The organism is Streptomyces sp. NPDC005955 (assembly GCF_042871255.1).
Classification (GTDB): domain Bacteria; phylum Actinomycetota; class Actinomycetes; order Streptomycetales; family Streptomycetaceae; genus Streptomyces.
Genome location: NZ_JBIAIF010000005.1, coordinates 101,434 through 125,014, shown reverse-complemented (window position 1 = coordinate 125,014; position 23,581 = coordinate 101,434). Strand labels below are relative to the sequence as shown.

The following is a 23,581-nucleotide window of genomic DNA, read 5'->3' as shown; positions in this document are numbered from 1 at the left end:
TGTCATATACATGAATAGGTGGGGGAGTGCCCGGTAATGCCGCGACTGTCCCGGTGCGGGGTGTGCCTTGCAGGGGCCCCGGACACTTGCGTGTGGGATGTGCCCCGCTGGTACAGTGTGTGATCTTCATAGTGGGCTGACGGCGCGTTGGAGCGCCAGGGGGAAAGTCAGCCGAACGGGCCCCGTCCCGGAGGAACGTTCTCCGGCCTGGACGGCACGGCCCGCAGCCCCATGGGCTGCGGGGGTGCCCCGGGCGGAGGAGAAGCGACCGCTTCCCCCGGGATGCCACTCGAAGAGAGTCTCATGACGTCATTTGTGCAGGACCCGTTCTTCTGGGTCCTGGTCGCCGTGGTACTGGCCGCCTTCGGCGGGGTGGTACGCGCACGGCAAACCAACATCGGTCTGCGCAGACGCAACGCGAACCTCGTTGCCGAGAACGAGGCGCTGCTCCAGCAGCGCAACGAACTCGGCGCGGCGCACAGCGGGCTGCGCAACCAGCACATCAGCGAACTCGCGGAGGTCCGCAAGGACGCGGAGGAGGAAACCAAGGCGGTACTGAAGGCGGCGATGCGCACCCTCCAGGGGCTCGCCGACGAACAGCAGATCGTCATCGACAAGGTCCAGAAGAAGTACGGCGACGACCCCGGGATGCTCGCCGACCTGATGGCGATCGACCACACCAACAGCCAGTTCGGGCGCCGCGCCCAGGGCATCGCCGTGCTCTGCGGAGGCTGGCTCGGACGCCGCGAGACGGTTGCTTCCGTCTATGACGTGGCCCGCAGCGCGCAGGGGCGAATACGCCAGTTCGACCGAGTGCAGATCCACGCCCAGGCGAACTTCTCACTGGTCAGCAAGGTCGTCGAGCCGGTGGCTGTCGTCCTCGCCGAACTGCTCGCCAACGCCACCAACTACTCCGCCCCGGGCGCCCCCGTCGAGATCAACATCCAAGCGGTGCCCAAGGGCGTGTGCCTCATCGTCGACGACGCCGGCCTCGGCATGGGACAGGAGGAGAAGGACCGGGCGTCCGCCCTCCTCTCCCCCCAGGAGCCCATCCACATCTCCGGCCTCGGCAACCCGCCCCAGTTCGGGTTCGCGGTCTCCGGCATGCTCGCCTCCCGCTACGGGTTCAAGGTCTCCGTCGACTCCGTGTCCCCCTACGGAGGTGTCCGCGCGGTGATCCTGCTCCCCGACGAACTCCTCACCAGCGACGTGCCGTCCCCCGCGGTGGACGCCGACCACGGCGCTCGGGACAGCGTTCCCGTCATCCGGCAGCGCCGGGCCGCCACCGAGGGCCGGTCCGCGCAGCCCACCCCGCTCTTCGCCGCCGTCCCCGGCTCCGAAGCGGTGCCCACGGTGCGCGGAACCACCGCCGGAGGGCTGCCCAAGCGCCGCCGTCAGCGTCCCGTCGCGGTGGTACCGGAGCCCGCGGAGACCGCCGAGGTGCCCAGGAGCCAGGAGGAGACGGCCTCCCTGCTGGGCGCGTTCCAGCGCGGTACGCAGTCCGGACGCGACACGACGACCACCACGGAAGGACCTGACCACCAGTGAACCCCGATCTGTCGTGGGTGCTCAATGACGTGCTCCAGGTGCGCGGGGCACGACACGCGATCCTCGTCTCGGCCGACGGCCTCCTGCTGGAACACTCCAGCGCGATCGGACGGGACGACGCGGAGACCGTCGCCGCCGCCATGAGCTCGATGCAGTCGTTGAGCCGGGCCGTCGCGCCGTTCATTGGTACCGGGACCACCGGCCGCTGGCGCCAGACCCTGCTGGAGTACGAGGACGGCTGGATCTTCCTGATCGCCGCGGGCAGCGGCGCCTACCTCGCCGCCGCGACCTCGGCGGACGTGGACATGGAGGCCATGTCGTTCCGGATGCAGCAGCAGGTCGGAGCGCTCGGCAAGGCGATGACCTCGCCGCCGCGCCAGAACGCCGGCAGCGACATATGACCGCGCCCGGCGAGGAACAGTCGGTCACCAGCGGGTTCATCCGTTCGTACGTGATCACGGGCGGGCGCGACCTGCCCGATGCGGACGAGCTGTCCCTGGTCACCCTGGTGACCCTCGCCCCGGACCGGACGCCACCCGCGCGGCCCAGCCCCGAGGTGAGCGCCATCTGGAGCCTGTGCGCCGGCGGCTACCTGTCGGTGGCCGAGGTCGCCGGCCGCCTCGGGCTGCCCGTCGGGGTGGTCCGGCTGCTGTTGACCGACCTCGCGGACCAGGGCCACCTGCTCCGCCGGGCGGCGCCGCCCGCCGCCAAGCTCGTCGACCGGAAGATCCTCGAAGAGGTGTTGCATGGACTTCAACGCCGGTTCGGCTGAGAGCGTCTACGTGCCGGAAGCGGTCGTCACGGCCGCGAAGATCCTCGTCGTCGGCCACTTCGCCGTGGGCAAGACGACGTTCATCGGCACGTTGTCGGAGATCACCCCGCTGCGCACCGAGGAGAAGATGACGCAGGCGTCGGCGCACGTCGACGACCTGCGGGGGGTCACCGGCAAGGAGACCACCACCGTCGCCCTGGACTTCGGGCGGCTCACCCTGAGCGAGGAACTGGTGCTGTACCTCTTCGGTACGCCCGGTCAGCAGCGCTTCATGCAGCTGTGGGAGGACATGGCCCGGGGCGCGCTGGGTGCGCTGCTCCTGGTCGACCCCTCGCGGTTGCACGAGTCGTTCCCGGTCATCGACCTGATCGAGAAGTACGGCCTCGAATACGCCATCGCGGTCAACAGCTTCGAGCAGGACAACCGGCACGCCGAGGAGGAGCTGCGCGAAGCGCTCGATCTGCTGCCGCACACGCCGGTCGTCTTCTGTGACGCGCGGGACCAGAAGTCGTCGGCCCAGGCACTGATCACGCTCGTCCAGCACCTGCTCGCGCGAGCGAACTGACCCCCCACGCACTTCAGTCATCCACCTCCCGGGGCCCCCGCGGCCCCGGGATCACCCCGAGGACCAACGCATGGATGCACAGACGGGGTCCACCCCGCTCTCACCTCCCCCCGGGTGCCCTATGCACCAGCAGCCGCAGCAACCGACCCCGCTGTACGGCGACGACTTCGCGATCGACCCCTACGGCACGTACGACCGGCTGCGCGAACACGGCCCGACGGCCCCGGTCGAGTTGGCGCCCGGCGTGGACGCCACCCTGGTCATCCAGCACGAGGCCGCGCTGCGCGTCCTCCAGAACCCGGCGCTCTTCGTGCGCGACTCCCGTCGGTGGCGGGCCCTCAACGAGGGGCGGGTGCCGCTCGACAGTCCCGTCCTGCCGATGATGTACTACCGGCCGAACTGCCTGTTCTCGGACGGCGCCGAGCACCTGCGGCTGCGCAAGGCGGTCACCGACAGCCTCGCCAAGCTGAACACGAGCCGGCTGACCCGTGACGTCGAGCGCATCGCCGACTACCTCATCGACCAGTTCAGCGAGCGCGGCAGCGCCGACCTCCTCAGGGAGTACGCGAAGCTGCTGCCGATGCTGCTGTTCAACCAGCTCTTCGGCTGCCCCGCCGACATCGGCGACCGGATGACCCGCGGCATCGCCGGGATCTTCGACGGCGACGACGCGGTCCGCGCCAACGAGGAACTCACCGCCGCCCTGCTGGAGCTGGTCGCCCTCAAGCGCCGCAGCCCCGGCGAGGACGTCACCACCTGGCTCGTGCAGCACCACGCCGGACTCACGGACGAGGAGCTCAAGGACCAGCTCGTCACCATGATGGCGGCGGGCATCGAACCCCAGAGCAGCCTGATATGCAGCGCGATCCTGCTGCTGCTCGACGGCAAGACGGCCGCCGGACACGGTCGGGGCGCGGGCATGCTCGTCGAGGAGGCCCTCGACACCGTCCTGTGGAACAACCCGCCGCTGGCCAACTACGCGACGCACTTCCCCGTCCAGGACATCCTGCTCGACAACGTCACCTTGCACGCGGGCGACCCCGTCGTCATCAGCTTCGCCGCCGCCAACGCCGACCCGAGCCTGACCGACGCCCGGTTGACCCTCAGCAAGGGGGCGCACCTGGCGTTCGGCGCGGGACCGCACAGTTGCCCCGCCAAGTCACCGGCGCGGGTCATCGCGCTCACCGCCATCGAACGCATCCTGAACGCCCTGCCGGACCTGACGCTCGCCGTTCCCGCCGAGAAGTTGGAGTGGCGGCCCGGTCCCTTCCACCGCGCCATGTTGTCCATGCCGGTGCACTTCAGTCCCGTCCCCGCCCGTCGGCTGCCCGCCCGCACCACCGCCCCGCAGGCACGGCCGGCTGAGCCCGGAACACCGGCGCCGACCGGCCGCGCAGAACCACAGCGCAAGCAAAAGGGCTGGTGGAGCTCCTTCCTGGACGTCTTCCGCGTGTGAGGGGAGGGCACGGGATCCCCACGATGTGGGGATCCCGAAACCATTCCTTTGGCAGGTGACGGAGGCAACACTCAAGAACCCCCCAAATGGGTAGGGAAGTGGGTAGGTAACGGCGGCCACCCCCCTCCCTTCCCCTCCCTGATCCAAGGAGCCATGAGTGACTTCCCTGGGCGAACGAGTGCGCACGTCGAACGACCGCCGGACGATCGTGTCCCTGATCCGGGGGCTGCGGTCCCCGACGGGACAGGCGGATCCGAGTGCCATCTACGACCAACTGCGCGCGTTGGGGGACGTGGCGCCCGCCCCTTGGGGGGCCTTCCTCGTCACCGGATACGAAGCGTGCAGCCAGGTGCTGCGTGACAAGAACTGGCTCGCGGTGGACTCCGAGTGGCAGGCCCGGCGCCCCGACGACCACCGGTGGCACGACCGTGCCTCGTCGGACATGAACAAGACGCTCACCCGGCTCAACCCGCCCCTGCACCGCTACCAACGGCGCTGCCTGGGCAACCTCTTCGACCGGGACACGATGACCGCACTGACCGACCAGGTCGAGAAGGACGTGGGGTCACTGCTCGACGACCTCGGCGACGCCCTCGCCCACGGCGAGACGGACTACGCCGACCTGGTGGCCGAACGGCTGCCCATCAGGACGGTCGGGGGCTGGCTCGGCATCCCGGAGGCGTCCCACGACCGGATCGTACGACTCGCCCACGTCCAGTCGAACGCCCAGGAACTCCTGCCCACCCCCGCCCAGCTGATCGCGGCCGGCGAGGCGAGTTCCGAGCTCTGGGACTTCTTCACCGACCTGGTGGCCGACCGCAGGTCCCACCCGGGCGACGACACGATATCCCGCTGGATACGCGACCTCGACGCCCTGGAGCCCGACCGGGCCGCGGTGGACGACATGCTGAACGCCCTGACGTTCTTCATCGCCCTGGCCTCCTTGGAGACCACCTCGACTTTCCTGTCCGGCATGGTGTGGCTGCTCGCCGGGGAACCCGGCCGCTGGTCCTGGCTCCGGGACCATCCCGAACACGTCGACAGGGCGCTCGAAGAGGTCCTGCGGTACGACCCGCCGATCCGGTTCAACACCCGCTACGCCGCCGAGGACACCGTCCTCGCCGGCGTTCCCATCCCCAAGGACGGCATGGTCCACGTGATGTACGGCGCCGCCAACCGCGACCCGCGGCGCAACGCCGACCCGCACGGCTTCGACATGCTCCGCACCGGCAGCCACCTGTCCTTCGGCGCGGGCCCGCACTACTGCATGGGTCCCGCCCTCGCCCGGCTGGAGGCCCGGAGCCTGCTCCTCGGACTGCTGAGACGGTTCCCCCGGCTGCGGGTCTCCGCACCCCCCGTCTACGAGCCCCGGGTGGCGATCCGCCGCGTGGCGTCCTTCATGGTGTCGGCGTGAACGAGTCGCTGACCGACCCCGTTCCGGCTGCGCGACGGCCCGCCACGCTGGGGGTGGTGCGGGACGGCGCCGTCCTGCGGGTGCGGTTGGACCGCCCCGACACCGGCAACGCCGTCACCGAGGCGATGCTCGACGACCTGCTGTCCGTGCTCGTGGACCCCGATCCCGGCATCCGCGTGATCGTCCTGTCGGCGGCGGGCGACGACTTCTGCCTGGGCGGCGACCGCGACGAGTACGACCTCATGGCCCGGGAGGACCCGACGGGGCGCGGAGTGCAGCTCATCGGCGCCAAGGCCCGCCGCGTGATCGAGTCGCTCACCGGCAGCCCGGCCGTCACCATCGCCCGCCTCCAGGGCCGGGTGACCGGAGCGGGCCTGGGTCTGGCCATCGCCTGCGATCTGCGGGTCGGCGCCGACACGGCGACCTTCAGGCTTCCGGAACTCGCCCTGGGAATGCCCCTGGCCTGGGGCGGGGCGCTGCCGCGGCTGATCCACGAGATGGGTGCGGCACGGTTGCGGGAGCTCGTCCTCACCTCCCGGGCGTTCGACGCCGAAGAGGCCCTCCACCTGTCGGTCCTCCAGAAGGTGGTGCCCGAGGACTCCCTCGACGAGGCGGTGGCCCGCTGGGTCGCCCCCGTCCTACGGCGTCCCGAGATGGCCCTGCGCATCACCAAGGCCCTGCTGTCGTCGTACGCCGCACCGACCCGGCTCGCCGATCCCACGGCACTGGACGCGGAACTGCTGGCCGCGGTGGTCGCCGCACGGCACCACACCACCGCGGCGCCCTGACCTGACCTGACCGCGTCCGCACCGGTGGACGGCCCCGCGCTCCGGGGCCGTCCACCGGAACACCCCGTAGCCGCAGAGGGGCCCTGGGCGCCAGCCACCCGAGCCCGCACCGCAGCGGTCAGAACGGCGGTGTCGCCGGCGGCGGTCCGAGGGTCGTGGTGCCGGGGGCGGAACGGTGCCCGAGCCCGGTCCGGTAGGCGTCGAGCGCCGCCTCCGTCCGGCCGGCCCGCCGCAACAGGTCCCCGAGGAGCCGGCACAGGTCCGCGAGGTCACCCGCCGCACCCGCATGCTCCAACAACGCGAGTGCCCGGACGTAGTGCTCCTCGGCGGCCTCGGCGTCGCCGCGCCGCTCCGCCATCAGCCCGAGCAACCGGTGCGCGCCGGCCGCGTGCACCGAGCCCCGCCCGGGGCTGAGCCCGCCCAGCAACTCCCGCAACAGCGCCTCGGCTTCGTCGTCCTTGCCGCGCCGGTGCAGCACCCCCGCCAACTCCACGCCCACCTGGTGGGTGTACAGCCGGGCGCGCCGGGCCGCCAGCATGTCCCGGGCGGTGCGCAGTTCGGCCTCGGCCCGGGCGAGGTCCTCGGCACCGCCCCCGTCCGGGGCTCCGGTGTCCGCGCGCTGGGCGTGCACGTAGCCGCGCATCCAGTGGCACAGCGCGAGTTCACCGTGGATCTGCAGCTGTTGGTAGTACGCGGCGGCCTTGGCGAGGGACGCGTCCGCCTCGTCCGAGCGGCCTTCGGCGATCAGCGTACGGGCCACTCCCCGGTGCATCCGGGCGACCAGGGCCGGATCGGACACCCGGGGCGCGAGGGCGAGCGCCGACTCCGCCGCCTGCGCGGCCCGTGCATGGGCGCCGAGGTCCATGTACGGGCCGATGGCCGCGGTGTACAGCAGTACCAGCGCATCGGGGTCGTGCAGCCCGGAGGCGTTGAGTTCGTCGAGGGCGTTCTCCAGCAAGTAGCAGGCGTAACGCAGCTCCCCGGCCAGGAGATGGGCGATGGCCCGTCCACGAACGGCCGGCACCCGCTTGGTCAGGGGCTCGCCGAGCGCGCCGATCAGTCGCTCGGCCGCTTCGAAGTGCTGTCGGGCGGCGTCGAGTTCACCGGTCTCCAGGGCGCACTGTCCGAGGCCCACCAGTGCGGTGGCCCGCTCGGGCCCGCACCCGTGCCGTTCGGCCTCCGCGACGAGCGCGGTGTAGAGCACGGTCGCATCGGCGGGGTCCTCGGTGGCGAGGACGCGCTGTGCCTCCGTGAGCCGCAGTCGCAGTCCGGTGGCGAGGTGGGCGGGCCGCCCGGTGGCCAACTCCTCGTAGCTGGTGCCGAGCCGTGCCGCGAGGTGGCGCAACGCCTTCTCGGAGGGACGGACCCGCCCGGCCTCCAGGGTGGACACGTACGCCGCGGTGTACGCCGGTTCCGCCAGCTGACGTTGGGTCAGGCCGCGGTCCGCCCGCAGCCGGTGGACCCGACGGCCGATGGCCCCCGCCGAGGAGCCGTCCGGTTCGACATCCGGCGAACCGGAGGAGCCGGGCGAGTTGGGGGAGTCCAGGGAGCCGAAGGGGACGGGGGAAGCGAAGGGGACGGGGGAACCGGCGCTCCGGCCCGGGGTGTTCGACCGGCCGGACCCGACCGGCTCGGTGGCCCCGGGGCCCCGCCCGGCCCGGGGCCGTCCACTGCTCTGCCGCTCCGTCACTGTGGACCCTCTCCGCCGTGCTGATCGTCCGGTCCGGCAGCGCCGCCCCGGACCGCCCACGATTCTCGCCGCCCCGGAGATCTTGCGCCGGGCGCCCGGCGATTCTAAGTTAATCCGCGAGTCAAGTGTGGTTAACAAAGCACTTAACCACCATTGCGGCCCTGAACCCCTGCGGGTGCCGCACTCGTCGCCCCACCCGGCTCCGCCCCGGCCCCCACCAGGTCCGGAGCGGGTCGGGGCACGCCCCCACCCCGGGCGCCGCCCCGGCCCGCACCCCGCGCCCGGCCCGCGATCGCCCTCCCCGAACCGTCCCCAGGAGACCCCGTGCGAATACGCACCCGTGCCGCCGCCCTCGGCGCGTCCGCGCTGCTCTGCGTCACCGCCCCGGCCGCCGCCCCCGCGCTGGCCGCCCCCGCTCCGAGCGGGCCCGACTCCCCGGAGGTGACCGTCGAGTACTTCCCGGACCCGGGCGTCGAGGGACGGTACACGGAGGTCCCGGCCACGGCCCCGCAACGTCTGACGGCCCGCCAGAAGACCGCACCCGAGGCGGCACCGGCCCGTGCGTCCGTCGGCTCGCTCCAGCACAGTGGACCCGGCGACGCACGACTCGACCTCGTCGTCATGGGCGACGGCTACACCGCGGCCCAGCAGGCCGACTTCCGCGCCGACGCCCAGGCCAAGGTCGAGTCCGTCTTCCAGATCGAGCCCTACAAGAGCTACCGCGACCTCTTCAACATCTGGGTCGTCGACACCGTCTCCCAGGACTCCGGGGTCTCCGGCGACCCCACCAAGGACGTCGTCAAGAACACCGCCCTGTCCTCGTACTTCTGGTGCGGCGACATCGAACGGCTGCTGTGCGTCGACATCGACAAGGTCAGCGCCCACGCTGCGCAGGCACCGGCCGCCGACATCGTGTTCGTCCTCGCCAACACCACCACCTACGGCGGCGCCGGCTACAGCGGCGTACAGAACGAGGTCGGCTACGACGGCATCGCGACGATGTCCTCCGACAACGACCGCTCCACCCTGATCGGCGCCCACGAACTCGGCCACTCCATCGGCCACCTCGCCGACGAGTACACCTACGACACCTACGGCCGCTACCAGGGCGCCGAGCCCACCGACCGCAACTCCTCCGTGCACGACGCCGCCCACCAGGTCGCCCACCGGGCCAAGTGGTGGCGCTGGATGGGCGAACAGGACCCCGCCGGAGGCACGGTCGGCACCTACGAGGGCAGCGGGTACTACCCCCAGGGCCTCTACCGCCCCACCGCCAACTCGCTGATGCGCAAGCTCGACACCGACGCGTTCAACCTCGTCGGACGCGAGGGGATGATCGGCGGCTTCTACCGGTACGCCAAGGCGCTGACCAGTCCGACACCGACGGACCGCCCGGTCCGGGCCCAGCACCCGATCCGTGCCGAACTCGCCTCCTTCGACCGCCGGGGCATCGCCCGGGTCCAGCTGCGCTGGTACGTCGACGGCGTCGAGGTCCGGCACGCCCGCGGCGAACGGGTCGTGACCCCGCGGCAGTTGGGCGTGCGCGGCCACGGCCAGGGACGGACCGTCACCGCCCGGGCCGTCGACGCGACCTCCGCGATCCGTGACCCGCAGGTCCGCGAGGCGGCCACCAGCTCCCTGACCTGGACCGTCGGCCACCGATGAGCCGGCCGCCCGCCCCGGCTCCGCACCCCGCCGCCCGGAGCGGCGGGGCCGGGGCGGCCGGTAGATTCAGGGGCGTGCGCCCTTCTCCTTCTCCCGCCCCTGACCCGTCCGCCGCTCCCGACGACGCCGGCACCACCACTCCCGCGGCCCCGGGCGGCTCGCCCGCCCGGCTGGTCAACGAGTTCCACCGGGCGTTCGGGCTCGACGCCCGGACCGTCCCGCAGGAGGTGCCCGCCCGGCTCGCCGCCCACCGGCAGGACCTCCTGGACGAGGAGGTGGCCGAGGTCGCGGAGGTCGCCGTCGACGGCCCCCTCGACCGGCTCGCCCACGAACTCGCCGACGTGGTCTACGTCGCCTACGGCACGGCCCTCGTCCACGGCATCGACCTCGACCGGGTGATCGCCGAGATCCACCGGGCCAACATGAGCAAGCTCGGCCCCGACGGGGTGCCCCGGGTACGCGCCGACGGCAAGGTGCTCAAGGGCGACCACTACCGGGCACCCGACGTCTCGGCCGTCCTGCGGGAACAGGGCTGGCGCCGCCCGGCTGCCCCCGCCGCGGACCCCTCGGCCTGACCGCGTCCGGCACCTCGGGGCGTTCCGATCCCCCCGTCCCGCCACGACGTTCCGTGTCGTTGTTGGGCCGATCGGGTGACTTCACGTAAGAATGGTCCAGTGGGGAAGAAAAGCGCGAGCCAGGACGGGGTGGGCCGTTGAACAGCCACGACGTCACCGACGAACAGTGGGAAGGGCTGGCCCGGGTGGTTCCACTGCGCGGGCGGGACGAATGGCCCTCCTGGACCGGACACCCGGCGGAGCCGGAAGGGGCGAGGGAGCCCCGGCGCCAGTTCGTGGTGCTGCGCGTCAACGTCTTCTCGGACGCCCGTGAGGTGGCGGAGACCCTGATGTCGGGCATCCCCGTCCTCCTCGACCTGACGGGCGCCGAAACGGACGTGGCCAAACGCGTGCTGGACTTCAGCAGCGGAGTCGTCTTCGGCCTCGGCAGCGGGATGCACCGCGTCGACCGGAACGTCTTCCTGCTGGCGCCGCCCGGCACCGAGATCCAGGGACTCGTCGCCGGAGCGACCTTTCCCTAGCCCCTCCCCGGCCCTTCCGGAGCCTTCCCGGAGCCCTTCCGGTGGCGACGCCGGCTTCGGGTTCGGCCTGTGCCCGGGGTCCCGCACCCCTCGTCAGCCGCCCGGCCCGTTCCCCCGTTCGTAGGAAAGTCACCCTGAGGGAACGGTTCGGCGCGACGGGCGGTCCCTACCGTCGTGGTGCATGACAGTGCTCACCCCGGGCGCGGCCGAGCCGGGCACCCGAACCCTCCGGCCGGCCCTCACCGAACTCCGACTCACCGCCTGTGCCTCCCACGTCGGCGTCACCCTGCCGGTGGAGCCGCTGACCATCCTCACCGGTCGCAGCGGCAGCGGGCGCAGCAGCGCCCTGCGCGCCTACCGGGCGCTCGCCCGGCTGGCGGCCGGGGCGCCCCTCGCCCGGGCGTTCCCCGACCCCGCCGGCTGGGTGCCCGAACACATGGGCCCCGACGGGAGCGGTCGCCGGGGGTTCCGCGTCGGCTGCACGGTCGACGGTCCGGCCGGTCCGGTCCGTCTGGACCTGGCCGTCCAGGTCGAACCCGAACTGCGGGTCGCGGGCGAGCGGCTGACCGGGGCGGACGGTACCGAACTGTTCGTCACCGCGCTGCGCGATCCCACCCGGTCCACCGTCCAGGCCGCTTGGTACACCGCGGGGGCCGCTGTCGTCACCCGTGCCCCCTTCCCCGACGACCGGCTGGGCACCGCGGTCGTGCCGCTGCGGGTGGCGGGCCGCACCCCCGGGCAGCGCAGGGTGCTCGCCGCCGCCGAACAGGTCGTCGTGGCACTGCGTTCCGTCTTCGTCTGCGACCCCGACCCCGAGCGGATGCGCGCCACCGGCCCGCCGCCCGCCGGCACGGAGCGGGACACCGGACGGCTCCTGCCCGACTGCGGAAACCTCGCAGCCGTGCTCCGTCGCACCCGCACCGAATGCGCCCAGCGCCACGCCCGGCTGGTCGCCGCCGTCCGTGCGGGCTGCCCGGGCCCCGTCGTCGACCTCCGGGCCGAAGGCCCGCCCGACGGTACGGAGCGTGCCGTGCTCGACCGCGGCGACGGGCGCCTCACCCCCGTGCAGCGGCTGGGCGACGGCGAACTGCGCTACCTCGCGCTCGCCCTCGTGCTGCTGACCGGGCCGGGGGTCCTGGACGTGGACCCCGCCACCGAGATCCCGTCCGCGTACCAGTGCCTCACCGTCCTCGCCGACGACCTCGACCGCTCGCTCGACGATCGACAGGTGCGCGAACTCGCGGCGCTGGCCGCAGCGATGTGCGAGCGCGGGCACGTGCGGCTGGTGGGCTCGGCGCGGGGCGCGGCGCAGCTGAGGGCCGGGGTGCCCGGTGATCCGCTCACGGTGGTAGACCTTGACCGGTGACCCCATCGACCCCGGCCGCTCCCGGCACTCCCGAACCTCCCCACCGTCCCGGTACTGAGGACGTCTCGCTGACGGAACTGCGCCGCAGGCTCGTCGAGTTCGCGCGGGCCCGCGGCTGGCAGCCGTACCACACCCCGAAGAACCTGGCCGCGGCGCTGAGCGTGGAGGCGTCCGAACTGGTGGAGATCTTCCAGTGGCTGACGCCCGAGGAGTCCGCCCGGGTGATGGACGATCCCGACCGCGCCCACCGCGTCAGGGACGAGGTGGCGGACGTGCTCGCCTATCTGCTCCAGTTCTGCGCCGTGCTCGACATCGATCCGCTGACCGCGCTGGCCGCCAAGATCGACCGGAACGAGAAGCGGTTCCCGGTCCCGGAGGCCGGCCCCGTCACGGACTCGCCGACCTGACCGACCTGCTGACCGGCCCGTCAGCGGGCCGGAGGGCATGAACTGACCGTCCGCCAACCGGGAGAAGTCGTAGGCCCAGCAGCCGGTTTGGTCACTCTCCGGAGTGGTCGGCTTTTCCCCAGTCGCCTTCTTGTCCACAGATTTCAGGCTTCCACTAGCTATCCGTCTCAGAAGCGCTCACTCTGGGTAATGAACAGATGAGGCGCGGTCGGACGCTCACTCCCAGCGTCCAAGAAAGGCGGGGGCAAGGGCATGGATGCGATGCGGCTGATCGTGATCAACAGGCAGGCGTTGGCGGCGAGCGAGGACGTGGTGCACATCATGGCGGAGTCCTGGCAGGCGCAGGCCCTGGCCCAGGTGATGGGGAGTCGGCTCGCCGTCACGGGCCCCCCGGAACTGCGCGGCGAGGCTCTGCGCCTGAGCGAGGTCGGCGGTCGGGGTTGCGGGGTGCTGTCCCCGCCGCTCCCGGGCGTCGACGGGATACGGGCGGCCCGGCTCACCGGCATCGACGACGCCCAGGTGGCCCTCTTCGGGCTGGGCGGTCTGCTCACCGAGGTCGGCATCGCTCTGGTCGGCATCGCCAGCACCGCGGAGGACCAGGGGGCGTACTGGCAGTGCATGGAGGCGATCGACGCTGCCGACGAATGCCGTGACCGCGTCCTCGAAATGCTTCGCCGCCTCCCCGCCCTCACCCGCCTCCCGGACGGGGACCCGTGAGCGGGTGCCGTGGCCCTGCGGGCGCGCGGTACAGCGGGGGCGCGGTGCTCAGTGCGCGGTGCTCAGTGTTTGGCGTTGGGCGCTCGGTCCGCGCGGACGGGGCCGCTGCGTGAGCATCCGGCGGCGTCAGTCCCGCGTGAACTCGGCGACGTAAGCCTCGAAGGGTGGGATGCCGACCTCCGCGCGGAGCACGTCCATGCGCTCGGGTTCCACGCAGGGCCAGGGGACAGGTGCGCCGCCCCGCACGCCGGCGATCTGCGTGCCGTAGACCTGCTCGCGTCCCTCGTTGACCAGCGTGCGGTCGAGGAGGAAGGCCAGCTCGCGCGGACCGGCCGCGCCCGCCGACACCGCCTGCCGCATCAGTGCGAGGGCGCGCCGCTGGACGTCGAGTTGCCGGTCGGCGTGCTGGGCGATCAGCCAGGCCGCCCGGGCGGCCTCCTCGCCCACGAGCTCCGACGTCGGCCAGCCGTACTCGTCCATGATCTCGCCGAGTCGATCCCCGTGCCGTGCGGTCAGGCGGCGCCACGCCAACTGCTCCACCGGGTCCTCGCTGTTCGCGCCCGTCGCGGACCGATGGTCGACCGCGGCCATCTCCCTGAGTTCCACCGCCAACGCGGCAACGTCCTGCGTCACTCTCAACTCCCCTGATCGGTGCGTGTGTTGTGCTTTCTGCGGCAAGCCTAGGGTGCATATCGGGTGCAAAAGATCATTCCGGAGAACGGTGACGAGCGCCGCCGCACTCCGGGACAATGGACCTACCCCTCCGAGCCGGGCGCTTCTTCCCCCCTCCGCCGAACGGGCCCGTTCCCGTGCCCCGGGGTCGTCCGGGGGTTAACCCCCGTGAGGAACGACCGGGCAGCCGCATGCCGCTGGAGCCTCACCCGCCCCTAGCGTCACCACCAGCGAATCCCCAGCTCGAAGGACCACGATGCGCATGTCACCCCTCGCCGCCCTCGGACTCGGTGCGGCCGTCCTGTTCTCCGGTGCCTTACCGGTCGCCGCAGCCCCGGCGGAACCCCGCGGAGCCCTGTCGCGCTTCACCGAGCAGCGCCTCACCTGGGGCGAATGCCCGGCGGACCAACCGGAACTGGCCACAGCGGGCGCACAGTGCGCGAAGGTGACCGTCCCGCTGGACTACGCGGAGCCCCGCGGACGCACGATCCGCATCGCGGTGTCCCGGGTACGGGCCGCCTCACCGGAGGGCCGCAGCGGCATCCTGTTGTCCAACCCGGGCGGCCCCGGCGGCACCGGACTCGGCCACCCCCTCTCGCTGCGCCCCGTCCTGAAGGACGTGGCGGACCGCTACGACCTCATCGGCTTCGACCCCCGCTTCCTGGGCGAGAGCACACCGATCACCTGTGCCCCCGCCGCCACCGCCCCTCCCACCGGGGAGGTGACGTCACCGCGCGCCGACTTCGAGGAGTCACTGCGGGCCGCACGGGATACGGCCCGGCGCTGTCACGAACACCAGGACAACGCGGCCCTGCTCCCGCACGCCTCCACCCGCAACGTCGCCCGGGACATGGACGTGATCCGGGCCGCCCTGGGAGAACGCCGACTCTCGTTCTACGGGGTGTCCTACGGCGCCGACCTGGGCGCCGTCTACACACAGATGTTCCCCCGCCGGACCCATCGCATGGTCATCGACTCGGCCACCGACCCGGCGGCCACCCAGTACGAACTGTTCCAGCAGTCCGGCGCCCCCGCCGAGGAGGGCCTTGACGCCTGGGCCGCGTGGACCGCCCGCCGGCACGGCACCTACGGACTCGGTCGCACCGCGGGCGAGGTCCGGGCGGCCGTCGAACGGCTGCTCCACCAGGCCGAGCGGCGCCCCGTGGCGGTCCAGGGCCACCGGCTGGGCGCCCCGCTGCAACGGATGATCCTCAAACAACTCGTCCAGCACGAGGAGCACGACGCCGCACTGGCCGCCGTGGTCCGCGACCTGGTGACCGCCGCTGCGGGCGAACTGACCGCGCCAGGACCGGAACTCGCCGGGTTCCTCCAACTCCTCAGCTCGCCCGAACTGGCCGACAGCATGGTGGGCGGCGCCGTCTTCATGTGCGGTGACGGCGGCTGGCCCGCGGGCGGTTGGCCGAAGGACCCCGCGACGTACTGGCACAACAGCGTCCGCAGCCGGGCCACCGAGCCCGTCTTCGGACCGTACGTCAACGGCATGATCGCCCCGTGCGCGTACTGGGCCACCGAGCCCCGGGAAGCGGGCACGGCCATCGACAACGACGTCCCCGTCCTGATGCTGCACGCCCGCAGCGACAACAACGTGCCCTACGAGGGCGCCCTCGCCCTGCACCGCCGGCTCACCGGCTCGCGCCTGGTCACGGCGGACCTGCGCACCCACGGCGTCTACGCCCGCTCCGTCGACGGTCTGGGTGCCGTGCCCTGCGCGGACCGCACGGTCAACGCCTACCTGCGCGACGGGACCCTGCCCCCCGACGACGTCACCTGCGCCGAACCGTCCGCCCGATAGCCTCGCCGGATGACACCCGCCGCGCACGTCCCGCCCGCCCTGGAACCCTGGGAACCCGCACCCCTGTCCACCGTGGTCGGGTGGTTCGCCGCGGCCTCCGTCCCCTGGTGGATCGCCGGTGGCCACGCCATCGAACTCGCCGTCGGCCGTACGGTCAGGGCCCACGGCGACATCGACGTCCTGCTGCTGCGCCGCGATCAGCTGGCGGTCCAGGAGGTGCTGGCCGGGTGGGAGTGGTGGGCGGCGGACCCGCCCGGCGAGTTGCGCCCCTGGGCGCCCGGGGAGGTCCTCCCGGTCGGCGTCCACGACATCTGGTGCCGCCCCGGCCCCACCGCACCCTGGCGGCTCCAGGTCATGCTCGACGAGGCCGAGGGCGGGCACTGGGTCTCCCGGCGCAACCCCCGGGTGCGGCGGCCCCTCGACCTCGTGGGCGCCCGCACCCCCGAGGGGGTGCCCCACCTCGCCCCGGAGGTCCAGCTGTTCTACAAGGCCAAGCAGCCCAGGGCGAAGGACGAGCAGGACTTCGCGGCGGCGCTCCCCGTGCTCGGCGCCGAGCAGCGGCGGTGGCTCGCCGGGGCCGTCGCCGCCACCTACGGGGACCACCCGTGGGACGCCGAGCTGCGCCCACCGGGCGGGGAACGCCCCTGACCCCGCACCCCGCGGGGCGCTCCGCGCCGGCCGGGCTCACGTCAGCTGGGGCATGACCTCGGAGGCGACGAGCTCCAGGTGGTCGAGGTCGTCGAGGTCCAGGATCTGGAGGTAGACCCGCTCGGAGCCGACCGCGGCGTACCGGCCCAGCCTCTCGACCACCTCGGCCGGCGAGCCCGCGAGACCGTTCTCCTTCAGCTCGTCCACCTCCCGGCCGATCGCCGCCGCCCGGCGCGCCACCTCCTCGTCGGTGCGCCCCACACAGGTCACCAGGGCGTTGGAGTACACCAGGTCGGAGGGCGCCCGCCCCAACTCCTCGGCGGCGGCCCGGACCCTGCCGAACTGCCGCTCGGTGTCCGCGACCGAGGCGAAGGGGATGTTGAACTCATGGGCGTACCGCGCGGCCAGGGCGGGCGTCCGCTTCGCCCCGTGCCCGCCGATGAGGATCGGCAGCGGGGACTGCGCGGGCTTCGGCAGCGCGGGGGAGTCCTTCAGCTGGTAGTGGGTGCCGTCGAAGGTGAACCGCTCGCCGACGGGCGTCTCCCACAGCCCGGTCACGATCGCGAGCTGCTCCTCCAACCGACCGAACTTCTCCTTGGGGAACGGGATGCCGTACGCGGTGTGCTCGTCCGCGTACCAGCCCGAGCCGAGGCCCAGTTCCACCCGGCCGCCGGACATCTGGTCGACTTGTGCCACCTGGATCGCGAGGACTCCCGGCAGTCGGAAGGTGCCCGCCGTCATCAGCGTGCCGAGCCTGATCCGCCGGGTCTCCCGGGCCAGGCCCGCCAGGGTGGTCCACGCGTCCGTGGGGCCCGGGAGACCGTCCACCGAACCCATGTGGAGGTAGTGGTCGGACCGGAAGAAGGCGTCGTAGCCCAGGTCCTCGGCGGCCCGCGCGACGCGGAGCAGCGTGTCGTAGGTGGCACCCTGTTGGGGCTCGGTGAAGACTCGTAGATCCATGTCTCCATCATGCCCGGCAGCGGGGAGCCGGCGACGGCAACCCCGCGGCCCCGCACCCGCGCGTCCCCGCCCCGTCGCCGGAGCCCGGGCCGTCGCCGGCAGCCCGGGGCGGGGACGCGCTCGGTGCCGCCCGGGTCAGAGCCTCGGGTCCACCGGCTCCGACTCCAGGGCGAGGACCGCGAACACCGCCTCGTGGACCCGCCACAGCGGCTCCCCCTCGGCCAGCCGCTCCAGCGCCTCCAGGCCGAGCGCGTACTCCCGCAGCGCCAGCGACCGCTTGTGGCCGAGGTGCCGGGAACGCAACCGCTCCAGGTGCTCCGGGCGGGTGTACTCGGGACCGTAGACGATCCGCAGGTACTCCCGTCCCCGGCACTTGATCCCCGGCTGCACCAGACGCTGCCGCCCGACCCGGGCCAGCGCCTCCAGCGGCTTGACGACCATGCCCTCGCCGCCGGCGTCGGTCAGCTCCTGCCACCAGTCGACGCCGGCCCGTACCGACGCCGCGTCCCCGGTGTCGACGACGAGCCGCCGGGTGGGGGCCAGCAACCCCGTCGCGTCGTGCGCCACCAGCAGGTCGATCAGCGCCAACTGCTCGTCGTGCGGCAGCCCCGCCAGCGAACGGCCACGGGTCGCCAGGACCTGGAACGGTGCGAGGCGCACCCCCTCCAGGCCCTCGGTGCTCCAGCAGTACCTGCGGTACGCCTCGGTGAAGGCGGTGGCGTCCTCGGTCCGCCCCCGGTGCCGCTCCAGCAGGTCCCCGACGGGCGCGCCCCGCCCCGCCGCGGCCTCCAGTGCGCTCACCGCCCGCGGCAGCACCGTGCCCGCCGCGGCGCCGACCGCCGCGTACTGGGTGCGCAGCAGCCCCGCCGCCTTCAGCGACCACGGCATCAGCTCGGCGTCCAGGAGCAGCCAGTCGGTGTCCAGCGACTCCCACAGCCCCGCGGCCGTCGCGGCGCCGCGCACCCGCCCGATGACCTCCTCGGTGACCGCCGGATCGTCGAAGAACGGCCGTCCCGTCCGGGTGTACAGGGACCCGGTGGGGCCGTCCACCCCGAAGCGGGTCCGTGCGGCGTCCGCGTCCCGGCACACCAGGGCGACGGCCCGCGACCCCATGTGCTTCTCCTCGCACACGACCCGGGCGACCCCGTCGGCCGCGTACTGCGCGAACGCCTCCACCGGGTGCTCCAGATGGCCGTCCAGCGACGAGGTCGCGGTGGGCGCCATGGTCGGCGGCAGGTACGGCACGAGCCGCGGGTCGACCGCGAAGCGGCTCATGACCTCCAGGGCCGCCGCCGCGTTCTCCTCCCGTACCGCGACCCGACCGCCGTGCCGGGTCTCCACGGTCCGCCGGCCGACGACGTCGGTCAGGTCCAGGGGGCGTCCGTCCTGCCCGCCCGGCGCCTCGGGCACCAGGGGCCGCACCGGCTCGTACCAGACGCGCTCGGCGGGCACCTCGACCAGTTCGCGTTCCGGGTAGCGCAGGGCGGTCAGCTTGCCGCCGAAGACGCAGCCGGTGTCCAGGCACAGGGTGTTGTTGATCCACTGGGCCTCGGGCACCGGCGTGTGCCCGTACACCACGGCGGCGGAGCCCCGGTAGTCCTCCGCCCACGGGTAGCGCACCGGCAGCCCGAACTCGTCCGTCTCCCCCGTGGTGTCGCCGTACAGGGCGTGCGAGCGGACCCGGCCCGAGGTCCGGCCGTGGTACTTCTCCGGCAGCCCCGCGTGGGAGACGACCAGCCGGCCGCCGTCGAGCACGTAGTGGCTGACCAGTCCGTCCACGAAGGCGGCGACCCGGGCCCGGAACTCCTCGCTCTCGTCCGCCAGCTGCGCCGCGGTCTCGGCCAGGCCGTGGGTGAGCTGCACCTTGCGGCCCTTCAGCCAGCGCCCCAGCTTGTTCTCGTGGTTGCCGGGCACGCACAGGGCGTTCCCCGCGGCGACCATGTCCATCACCCGGCGCAGCACCCCGGGGCTGTCCGGTCCGCGGTCGACCAGGTCACCGACGAACACGGCGGTCCGGCCCTCGGGGTGGGCGCCGTCGACGTAGCCGAGCTCGCCCAGCAGGGCCTCCAGCTCGTTGCGGCAGCCGTGCACGTCACCGATCAGGTCGAACGGGCCGGTCAGATGGGTCAGGTCGTTGAACCGCCGCTCGGTGACGATCCGCGCCGACTCGATCGCGTCGACCCCGCGCAGGACGTGCACCTTGCGGAAGCCCTCGCGTTCCAGTCCGCGCAGCGAGCGGCGCAGTTCCCGCTGGTGACGGCTGACCACCCGGGCCGGCAGGTCCGCGCGTTCGGGCCGTTCGGCGTTGCGTCGCACGCACACCGACTCGGGCACGTCCAGGACGATCGCGACGGGCAGCACGTCGTGTTCACGGGCCAGCCGGATCAGCTGGGCCCGCGCCCCGGACTGCACGTTCGTCGCGTCGACGACGGTCCGCCGGCCCGCGGCGAGACGTTTGCCCGCGATGTAGTGCAGGACGTCGAAGGCGTCGCCGGACGCCGACTGGTCGTTCTCGTCGTCGGCGACCAGTCCCCGGCAGAAGTCGCTGGACAGCACCTCCGTGGGCCGGAAGTGCCGCTGGGCGAAGGTCGACTTGCCGGAGCCGGTGGAGCCGATGAGGACGACCAGGGACAGGTCGGTGACGGGCAGGACGCGCACGTCCTGCACGGTGGTGGTGTCGGTGCCGCTCATGCCGCGCTCTCCTCCTCGGTGCCGGTGGTGCCGGTGGTGCCGGTGGTGCCGGTGGTGGCCGGGGCGGCGCCGCGGCGGAACAGGGCGAGCTGCGTCGGCGCGCCCACCTCCGGGTCCTCGGGGCCCACCGGCCGCAGCTCCACGGTGTACCCGTGCCGTGCGGCCACCTGCTGCGCCCAGTCGCGGAACTCGTCGCGACGCCACTCGAAGCGGTGGTCCCGGTGCCGCTTGTGTCCGGCCGGCAGCGACTCCCAGCGGACGTTGTACTCGACGTTCGGGGTGGTCACGATGACCGTCGCGGGACGGGCCGCGCCGAACACCGCGTACTCCACGGCGGGCAGCCGCGGCGGGTCGACGTGTTCGATGACCTCGCACAGCACGGCCGCGTCGTACCCTTCGAGCCGGCGGTCGGTGTACGTCAGCGAGCCCTGGAGCAGCGTGACGCGGGACGCCTGGCGCTCGCCCATCCGGTCCAGCCGCAGCCGTCGGGCGGCAACGGTGAGCGCACGGGCCGACACGTCGACCCCGACGATCTCCGTGAACCGGGGGTCCGCCAACAGTTCCTTGACCAACTGGCCCTGGCCGCAGCCGAGGTCGAGCACCCGGGAGGCGCCGGTCCGGGTCAGCGCGGTCACGACGGCCGTGCGGCGGGCCCGCGCCAACGGCACCGGCTTCTCCTCGGTGTCCGTGGTCTCGTCGACCGCGTTGTCGATCTCCTCGACCTCGGTGTCGTCGCTCTGCGCGAGGCGTTCCAGGGCGAGGCGTTCCTGCGCGGTGCGGGCGAGGCCCCAGCGGTGGTTGAGGTAGCGGCTGGTGATGACCTGCTGCTCCGGGTGGGTCGCGAGCCAGCCCTCCCCGGCGCGCAGCAGCTTGTCGACCTCGTCCTGCGACACCCAGTAGTGCTTGGTGTCGTCCAGTACCGGCAGCAGGACGTAGAGGTGGCGCAGCGCCTCGGCGAGCGTGCTGCCCGAGCCCTCCAGGACCAGGGACACGTAACGGGAGCCGCCCCACTCGGGGAAGTGTTCGTCGAGCGGTACGGGGGTCGCGGTGACCGTCCAGCCGAGCGGTGCGAACATCCGGTGGACCAGTTCGGCGCCCCCGCGCGCGGGGAGCACGGGAACCTCGATCCGCAGGGGCAGCGGCTCGGCGGCCCGTGCGGGCAGCGCCGTGCACTGGCCCTTCAACGCGCTGGAGAACACCCGGCTGAGCGCGACGGCGAGCAGGGAGGACGCCGCGTAGGGCCGGTCGTTCACGTACTGCGCGAGGGCGGCGTCGGGTGTGCTGCGCTCCTTGCCCTTGAGCTTGCGGACCAGCGCCACGGGGTCGACCTCCAGCAGCAGCGCCGCCGTGCAGCGCTCCGCCGTCGCCTCGGGGTAGAAGACGTGGGCGGTGCCGTGCGAGGTGGAGAACGCCTGGCTGCGGTCGGGATGCTTGTGCAGCAGGAAGCCCAGATCGGTCGCGGGACGTTCAGGATGACCTGTCGTGGTGACGGTGATGAACACCCGTACGAGTATTCCGGGCGGATACCGGCCGGGGCGAGGGAGTTTTCCGGGCGCCCGCCCCGGGGCGGTCCGTGGGGGTGCGTCAGGTGGAGCGTTCCGCCGGGGTGTGGCTACCCGTGCGGACGCACCTGGACAAGATCACCTGAGTGCGCCAGCTGCAATGCCTCTGACCTGCGGCGTTGTCCTACGTATCCGGCTGGCCGCGGGGACGGTCCGGCGCCGCGGGCGGGCCGGTGGAGATGCGCCGCCATCCGACGGATCGTCACATGAGGGGGCGACGGTACCGGCTCTCGTCAGCGCGCGGGCAAGCATTCGCACGCGGCCGGTGCTTGACGGAGGATCACATGCATGCTCGACGCTTTCTCGCCTCGGCCGGGGTGGCCGCGGCGACGGTCGCGCTCACCGCGCCGCTCGCCCTCGCGGCGGGCGTGCCGGCCGGCGGGGCGCCCGGCCCCCGGCCCGGTGCCGACACCCTGTCCTTCTCGCCGGACCCGGTGCGGGCCGGACACGCCACCACCGTGCGCACGTTCTCCTGCGGGAACAGCGACACCGCCACGGTGAACGCCGAGTCCCTGGGCGTGCGGCACGTCCGGCTGACCCGCGACGGACGTGACGGACGTGACGGACAGGACGGCCGCGACCTGAGGGACGACCAGGACGCCCGGGGCGGACCGCAGTCCGGTGCCCGGGACGAGCTGAGCGGACGTCTCGACGTGCCGTGGAACACCCGCCCCGGCCGGTACGACGTCCACGGGACCTGCAACAACGGCGCGCACCTCGCCGGAGTGCTGGAGGTCGTGCCCGCCAGCGGCTCGCACGCCGGATTCGGCGGCCTCCGCGCCGACGGACACGACACCCTCACCACGGCCGCGGGCGGTGCGCTGATCGTCGGCGCGGTGGCGGGCGGCGCGTTCCTCCACCGGGCGCGGCGCCGGGCCCTCTGACCCACCCGCCCGGAACGGGCCCGCACCCGCGCCCCGGCCGGGTGCGGTCACGGCAAGAGCACGGGGCGAACGGAAGGAGACCCGGGATGGACCCGTACCCACGGAGGCCGGCGCGCTGCTCCGCCGAGGGCGAGGCGCTGCTCGCGGCGCTCGACGTCCACCGCAGGGCCGCCCGGGCCCGGGTCGATCGACGGTACCGGGTGGGGTGGTCCTCCCTCGCGCTCGCCGTCCTGGTCGGGGTGCGCCTGGTGCAGGGCGACCCGGTGGCGGGCCCGCCGCAGCCGGCGCCCGCGGCAGCGGTCCGGCCCGCCCCCTCCGCCACCGCTCCGGCGGGCGCGGAACCGCTCACCGTCGCCCGCCCGGTACGGGTCCAGGTGCCGAGCGTCCGGGTGGACGCCCCGCTGCTGGACGTCGGTTACGACCCGCAGGGACAGATCGAGGCGCCCGTGCCGACCCGGCCGGACACCGCGGGGTGGTTCAGCGAGGGCCCCACCCCGGGGGAGCGCGGCACCGCGGTGATCACCGGACATGTGGACACCCGCACCGGCCCCGCGGTCTTCTACTCACTGGGCCTGCTCCGCCCGGGCGAAACCGTCGAGGTGCCCCGCGCCGACGGGCGCACCGCGGTGTTCACCGTCGACGGCGTCGAGACCCTCAAACGCGAGGGGTTCCCCGCCGAGCGCGTCTACGGCGACACCGGGCGCGCGGAGTTGCGCCTCATCACCTGCGGCGGCTCCTACGCGGGGGAGAGCGGCTACGACGCGAACGTGGTCGTCTTCGCCCACCTCACCGGCGAGCGCTGATCCGGTTCCGGCCGCAACGCCGTCCGCCGACCGGGGCCTTCGGGTCCCGCCCGGCGGACCGCCC

General features: G+C 73.0%; 22 protein-coding genes. 17 read left to right on the top strand and 5 right to left on the bottom strand.

Annotation, left to right across the window (positions count from 1 at the left end; all coding sequences use genetic code 11):
- Positions 1–303: 303 nt before the first annotated feature.
- The 7 genes from ACFYOU_RS15055 (at position 304) to ACFYOU_RS15025 (ending at position 6,543) form a co-directional block, all read left to right on the top strand.
- Positions 304–1,548 carry an ATP-binding protein gene (locus ACFYOU_RS15055; RefSeq protein WP_389766122.1) on the top strand — a complete coding sequence of 415 codons (1,245 nt, stop codon included), beginning with the start codon at positions 304–306 and terminating at the stop codon, positions 1,546–1,548.
- The gene (locus tag ACFYOU_RS15050; protein ID WP_385488211.1) at positions 1,545–1,949 is read left to right on the top strand and encodes a roadblock/LC7 domain-containing protein; all 405 of its coding nucleotides are present in this window, start codon (positions 1,545–1,547) and stop codon (positions 1,947–1,949) included. The genes ACFYOU_RS15055 and ACFYOU_RS15050 overlap by 4 nt, the downstream gene beginning before the upstream one ends.
- Complete coding sequence (locus ACFYOU_RS15045) at positions 1,946–2,320, top strand: DUF742 domain-containing protein (RefSeq protein WP_386999757.1); 375 nt, start codon at positions 1,946–1,948, stop codon at positions 2,318–2,320. Before ACFYOU_RS15050 ends, ACFYOU_RS15045 begins: the two co-directional genes overlap by 4 nt.
- Entirely contained in the window at positions 2,295–2,885 is a 591-nt protein-coding gene (locus ACFYOU_RS15040) for an ATP/GTP-binding protein (RefSeq protein ID WP_385488205.1), read from the top strand. Before ACFYOU_RS15045 ends, ACFYOU_RS15040 begins: the two co-directional genes overlap by 26 nt.
- Positions 2,886–2,955: 70 nt before the next feature.
- A complete protein-coding gene (locus ACFYOU_RS15035; RefSeq protein ID WP_389766124.1) occupies positions 2,956–4,341 on the top strand; it encodes a cytochrome P450 in 1,386 nt (461 codons plus the stop codon).
- Between the two features lie 157 nt (positions 4,342–4,498).
- Positions 4,499–5,755, top strand: a complete 1,257-nt coding sequence (locus tag ACFYOU_RS15030) for a cytochrome P450 (protein WP_391305943.1) — start codon at positions 4,499–4,501, stop codon at positions 5,753–5,755.
- Positions 5,752–6,543: an enoyl-CoA hydratase/isomerase family protein gene (locus ACFYOU_RS15025; RefSeq protein ID WP_389766126.1), complete on the top strand. Its 792-nt coding sequence runs from the start codon at positions 5,752–5,754 to the stop codon at positions 6,541–6,543. The genes ACFYOU_RS15030 and ACFYOU_RS15025 overlap by 4 nt, the downstream gene beginning before the upstream one ends.
- A gap of 118 nt (positions 6,544–6,661) precedes the next feature.
- On the opposite strand, the gene ACFYOU_RS15020 is transcribed toward ACFYOU_RS15025, so the two are convergent.
- A complete protein-coding gene (locus ACFYOU_RS15020) occupies positions 6,662–8,017 on the bottom strand; it encodes a helix-turn-helix domain-containing protein (RefSeq protein WP_391306313.1) in 1,356 nt (451 codons plus the stop codon).
- 540 nt (positions 8,018–8,557) lie between these two features.
- Between ACFYOU_RS15020 and ACFYOU_RS15015 the strand changes: the two genes are divergently transcribed.
- From ACFYOU_RS15015 to ACFYOU_RS14990, 6 genes are all read left to right on the top strand, one after another.
- Positions 8,558–9,898: a M64 family metallopeptidase gene (locus tag ACFYOU_RS15015; protein WP_391305941.1), complete on the top strand. Its 1,341-nt coding sequence runs from the start codon at positions 8,558–8,560 to the stop codon at positions 9,896–9,898.
- Between the two features lie 170 nt (positions 9,899–10,068).
- Positions 10,069–10,473 (top strand): MazG nucleotide pyrophosphohydrolase domain-containing protein, encoded by a 405-nt coding sequence (locus ACFYOU_RS15010; RefSeq protein ID WP_389766191.1) that lies wholly within the window; start codon positions 10,069–10,071, stop codon positions 10,471–10,473.
- Positions 10,474–10,610: 137 nt separating this feature from the next.
- Positions 10,611–10,994, top strand: coding sequence for a cell division protein SepF (locus ACFYOU_RS15005; protein WP_385488193.1), 384 nt, complete (start codon positions 10,611–10,613; stop codon positions 10,992–10,994).
- Between the two features lie 181 nt (positions 10,995–11,175).
- Entirely contained in the window at positions 11,176–12,360 is a 1,185-nt protein-coding gene (locus ACFYOU_RS15000; RefSeq protein ID WP_391305938.1) for an ATP-binding protein, read from the top strand.
- Positions 12,361–12,428: 68 nt separating this feature from the next.
- Positions 12,429–12,767 (top strand): MazG-like family protein, encoded by a 339-nt coding sequence (locus ACFYOU_RS14995; protein ID WP_391306311.1) that lies wholly within the window; start codon positions 12,429–12,431, stop codon positions 12,765–12,767.
- Positions 12,768–13,019: 252 nt separating this feature from the next.
- Positions 13,020–13,484 carry a DUF6099 family protein gene (locus ACFYOU_RS14990; RefSeq protein ID WP_391305936.1) on the top strand — a complete coding sequence of 155 codons (465 nt, stop codon included), beginning with the start codon at positions 13,020–13,022 and terminating at the stop codon, positions 13,482–13,484.
- A 126-nt stretch (positions 13,485–13,610) separates the two neighbouring features.
- On the opposite strand, the gene ACFYOU_RS14985 is transcribed toward ACFYOU_RS14990, so the two are convergent.
- Positions 13,611–14,117: a DUF6624 domain-containing protein gene (locus tag ACFYOU_RS14985; RefSeq protein ID WP_391305934.1), complete on the bottom strand. Its 507-nt coding sequence runs from the start codon at positions 14,115–14,117 to the stop codon at positions 13,611–13,613.
- 295 nt (positions 14,118–14,412) lie between these two features.
- On the opposite strand from ACFYOU_RS14985, the gene ACFYOU_RS14980 reads away from it, so the two are divergent.
- Both ACFYOU_RS14980 and ACFYOU_RS14975 read left to right on the top strand, forming a co-directional pair.
- On the top strand, positions 14,413–15,969 hold the full coding sequence (locus tag ACFYOU_RS14980; protein ID WP_391305932.1) for an alpha/beta fold hydrolase: 1,557 nt from the start codon (positions 14,413–14,415) through the stop codon (positions 15,967–15,969).
- A gap of 9 nt (positions 15,970–15,978) precedes the next feature.
- Complete coding sequence (locus ACFYOU_RS14975) at positions 15,979–16,617, top strand: nucleotidyltransferase domain-containing protein (protein ID WP_391305930.1); 639 nt, start codon at positions 15,979–15,981, stop codon at positions 16,615–16,617.
- Positions 16,618–16,653: 36 nt separating this feature from the next.
- Here ACFYOU_RS14975 and ACFYOU_RS14970 read toward each other — a convergent pair whose 3' ends face one another.
- The 3 genes from ACFYOU_RS14970 to ACFYOU_RS14960 all read right to left on the bottom strand — a co-directional run bounded on the left by ACFYOU_RS14970 (position 16,654) and on the right by ACFYOU_RS14960 (position 21,770).
- On the bottom strand, positions 16,654–17,577 hold the full coding sequence (locus ACFYOU_RS14970; RefSeq protein ID WP_389766138.1) for an LLM class F420-dependent oxidoreductase: 924 nt from the start codon (positions 17,575–17,577) through the stop codon (positions 16,654–16,656).
- Positions 17,578–17,712: 135 nt separating this feature from the next.
- Positions 17,713–20,268, bottom strand: a complete 2,556-nt coding sequence (locus tag ACFYOU_RS14965) for a polynucleotide kinase-phosphatase (RefSeq protein ID WP_391305928.1) — start codon at positions 20,266–20,268, stop codon at positions 17,713–17,715.
- The gene (locus ACFYOU_RS14960) at positions 20,265–21,770 is read right to left on the bottom strand and encodes a 3' terminal RNA ribose 2'-O-methyltransferase Hen1 (protein WP_391305926.1); all 1,506 of its coding nucleotides are present in this window, start codon (positions 21,768–21,770) and stop codon (positions 20,265–20,267) included. Before ACFYOU_RS14960 ends, ACFYOU_RS14965 begins: the two co-directional genes overlap by 4 nt.
- A gap of 344 nt (positions 21,771–22,114) precedes the next feature.
- Here ACFYOU_RS14960 and ACFYOU_RS14955 point away from each other — a divergent pair, with 344 nt between their 5' ends.
- Positions 22,115–22,714 (top strand): hypothetical protein, encoded by a 600-nt coding sequence (locus tag ACFYOU_RS14955; protein ID WP_391305924.1) that lies wholly within the window; start codon positions 22,115–22,117, stop codon positions 22,712–22,714.
- Positions 22,715–22,800: 86 nt separating this feature from the next.
- Positions 22,801–23,517 (top strand): class F sortase, encoded by a 717-nt coding sequence (locus ACFYOU_RS14950; protein ID WP_391305922.1) that lies wholly within the window; start codon positions 22,801–22,803, stop codon positions 23,515–23,517.
- Positions 23,518–23,581: the final 64 nt, after the last annotated feature.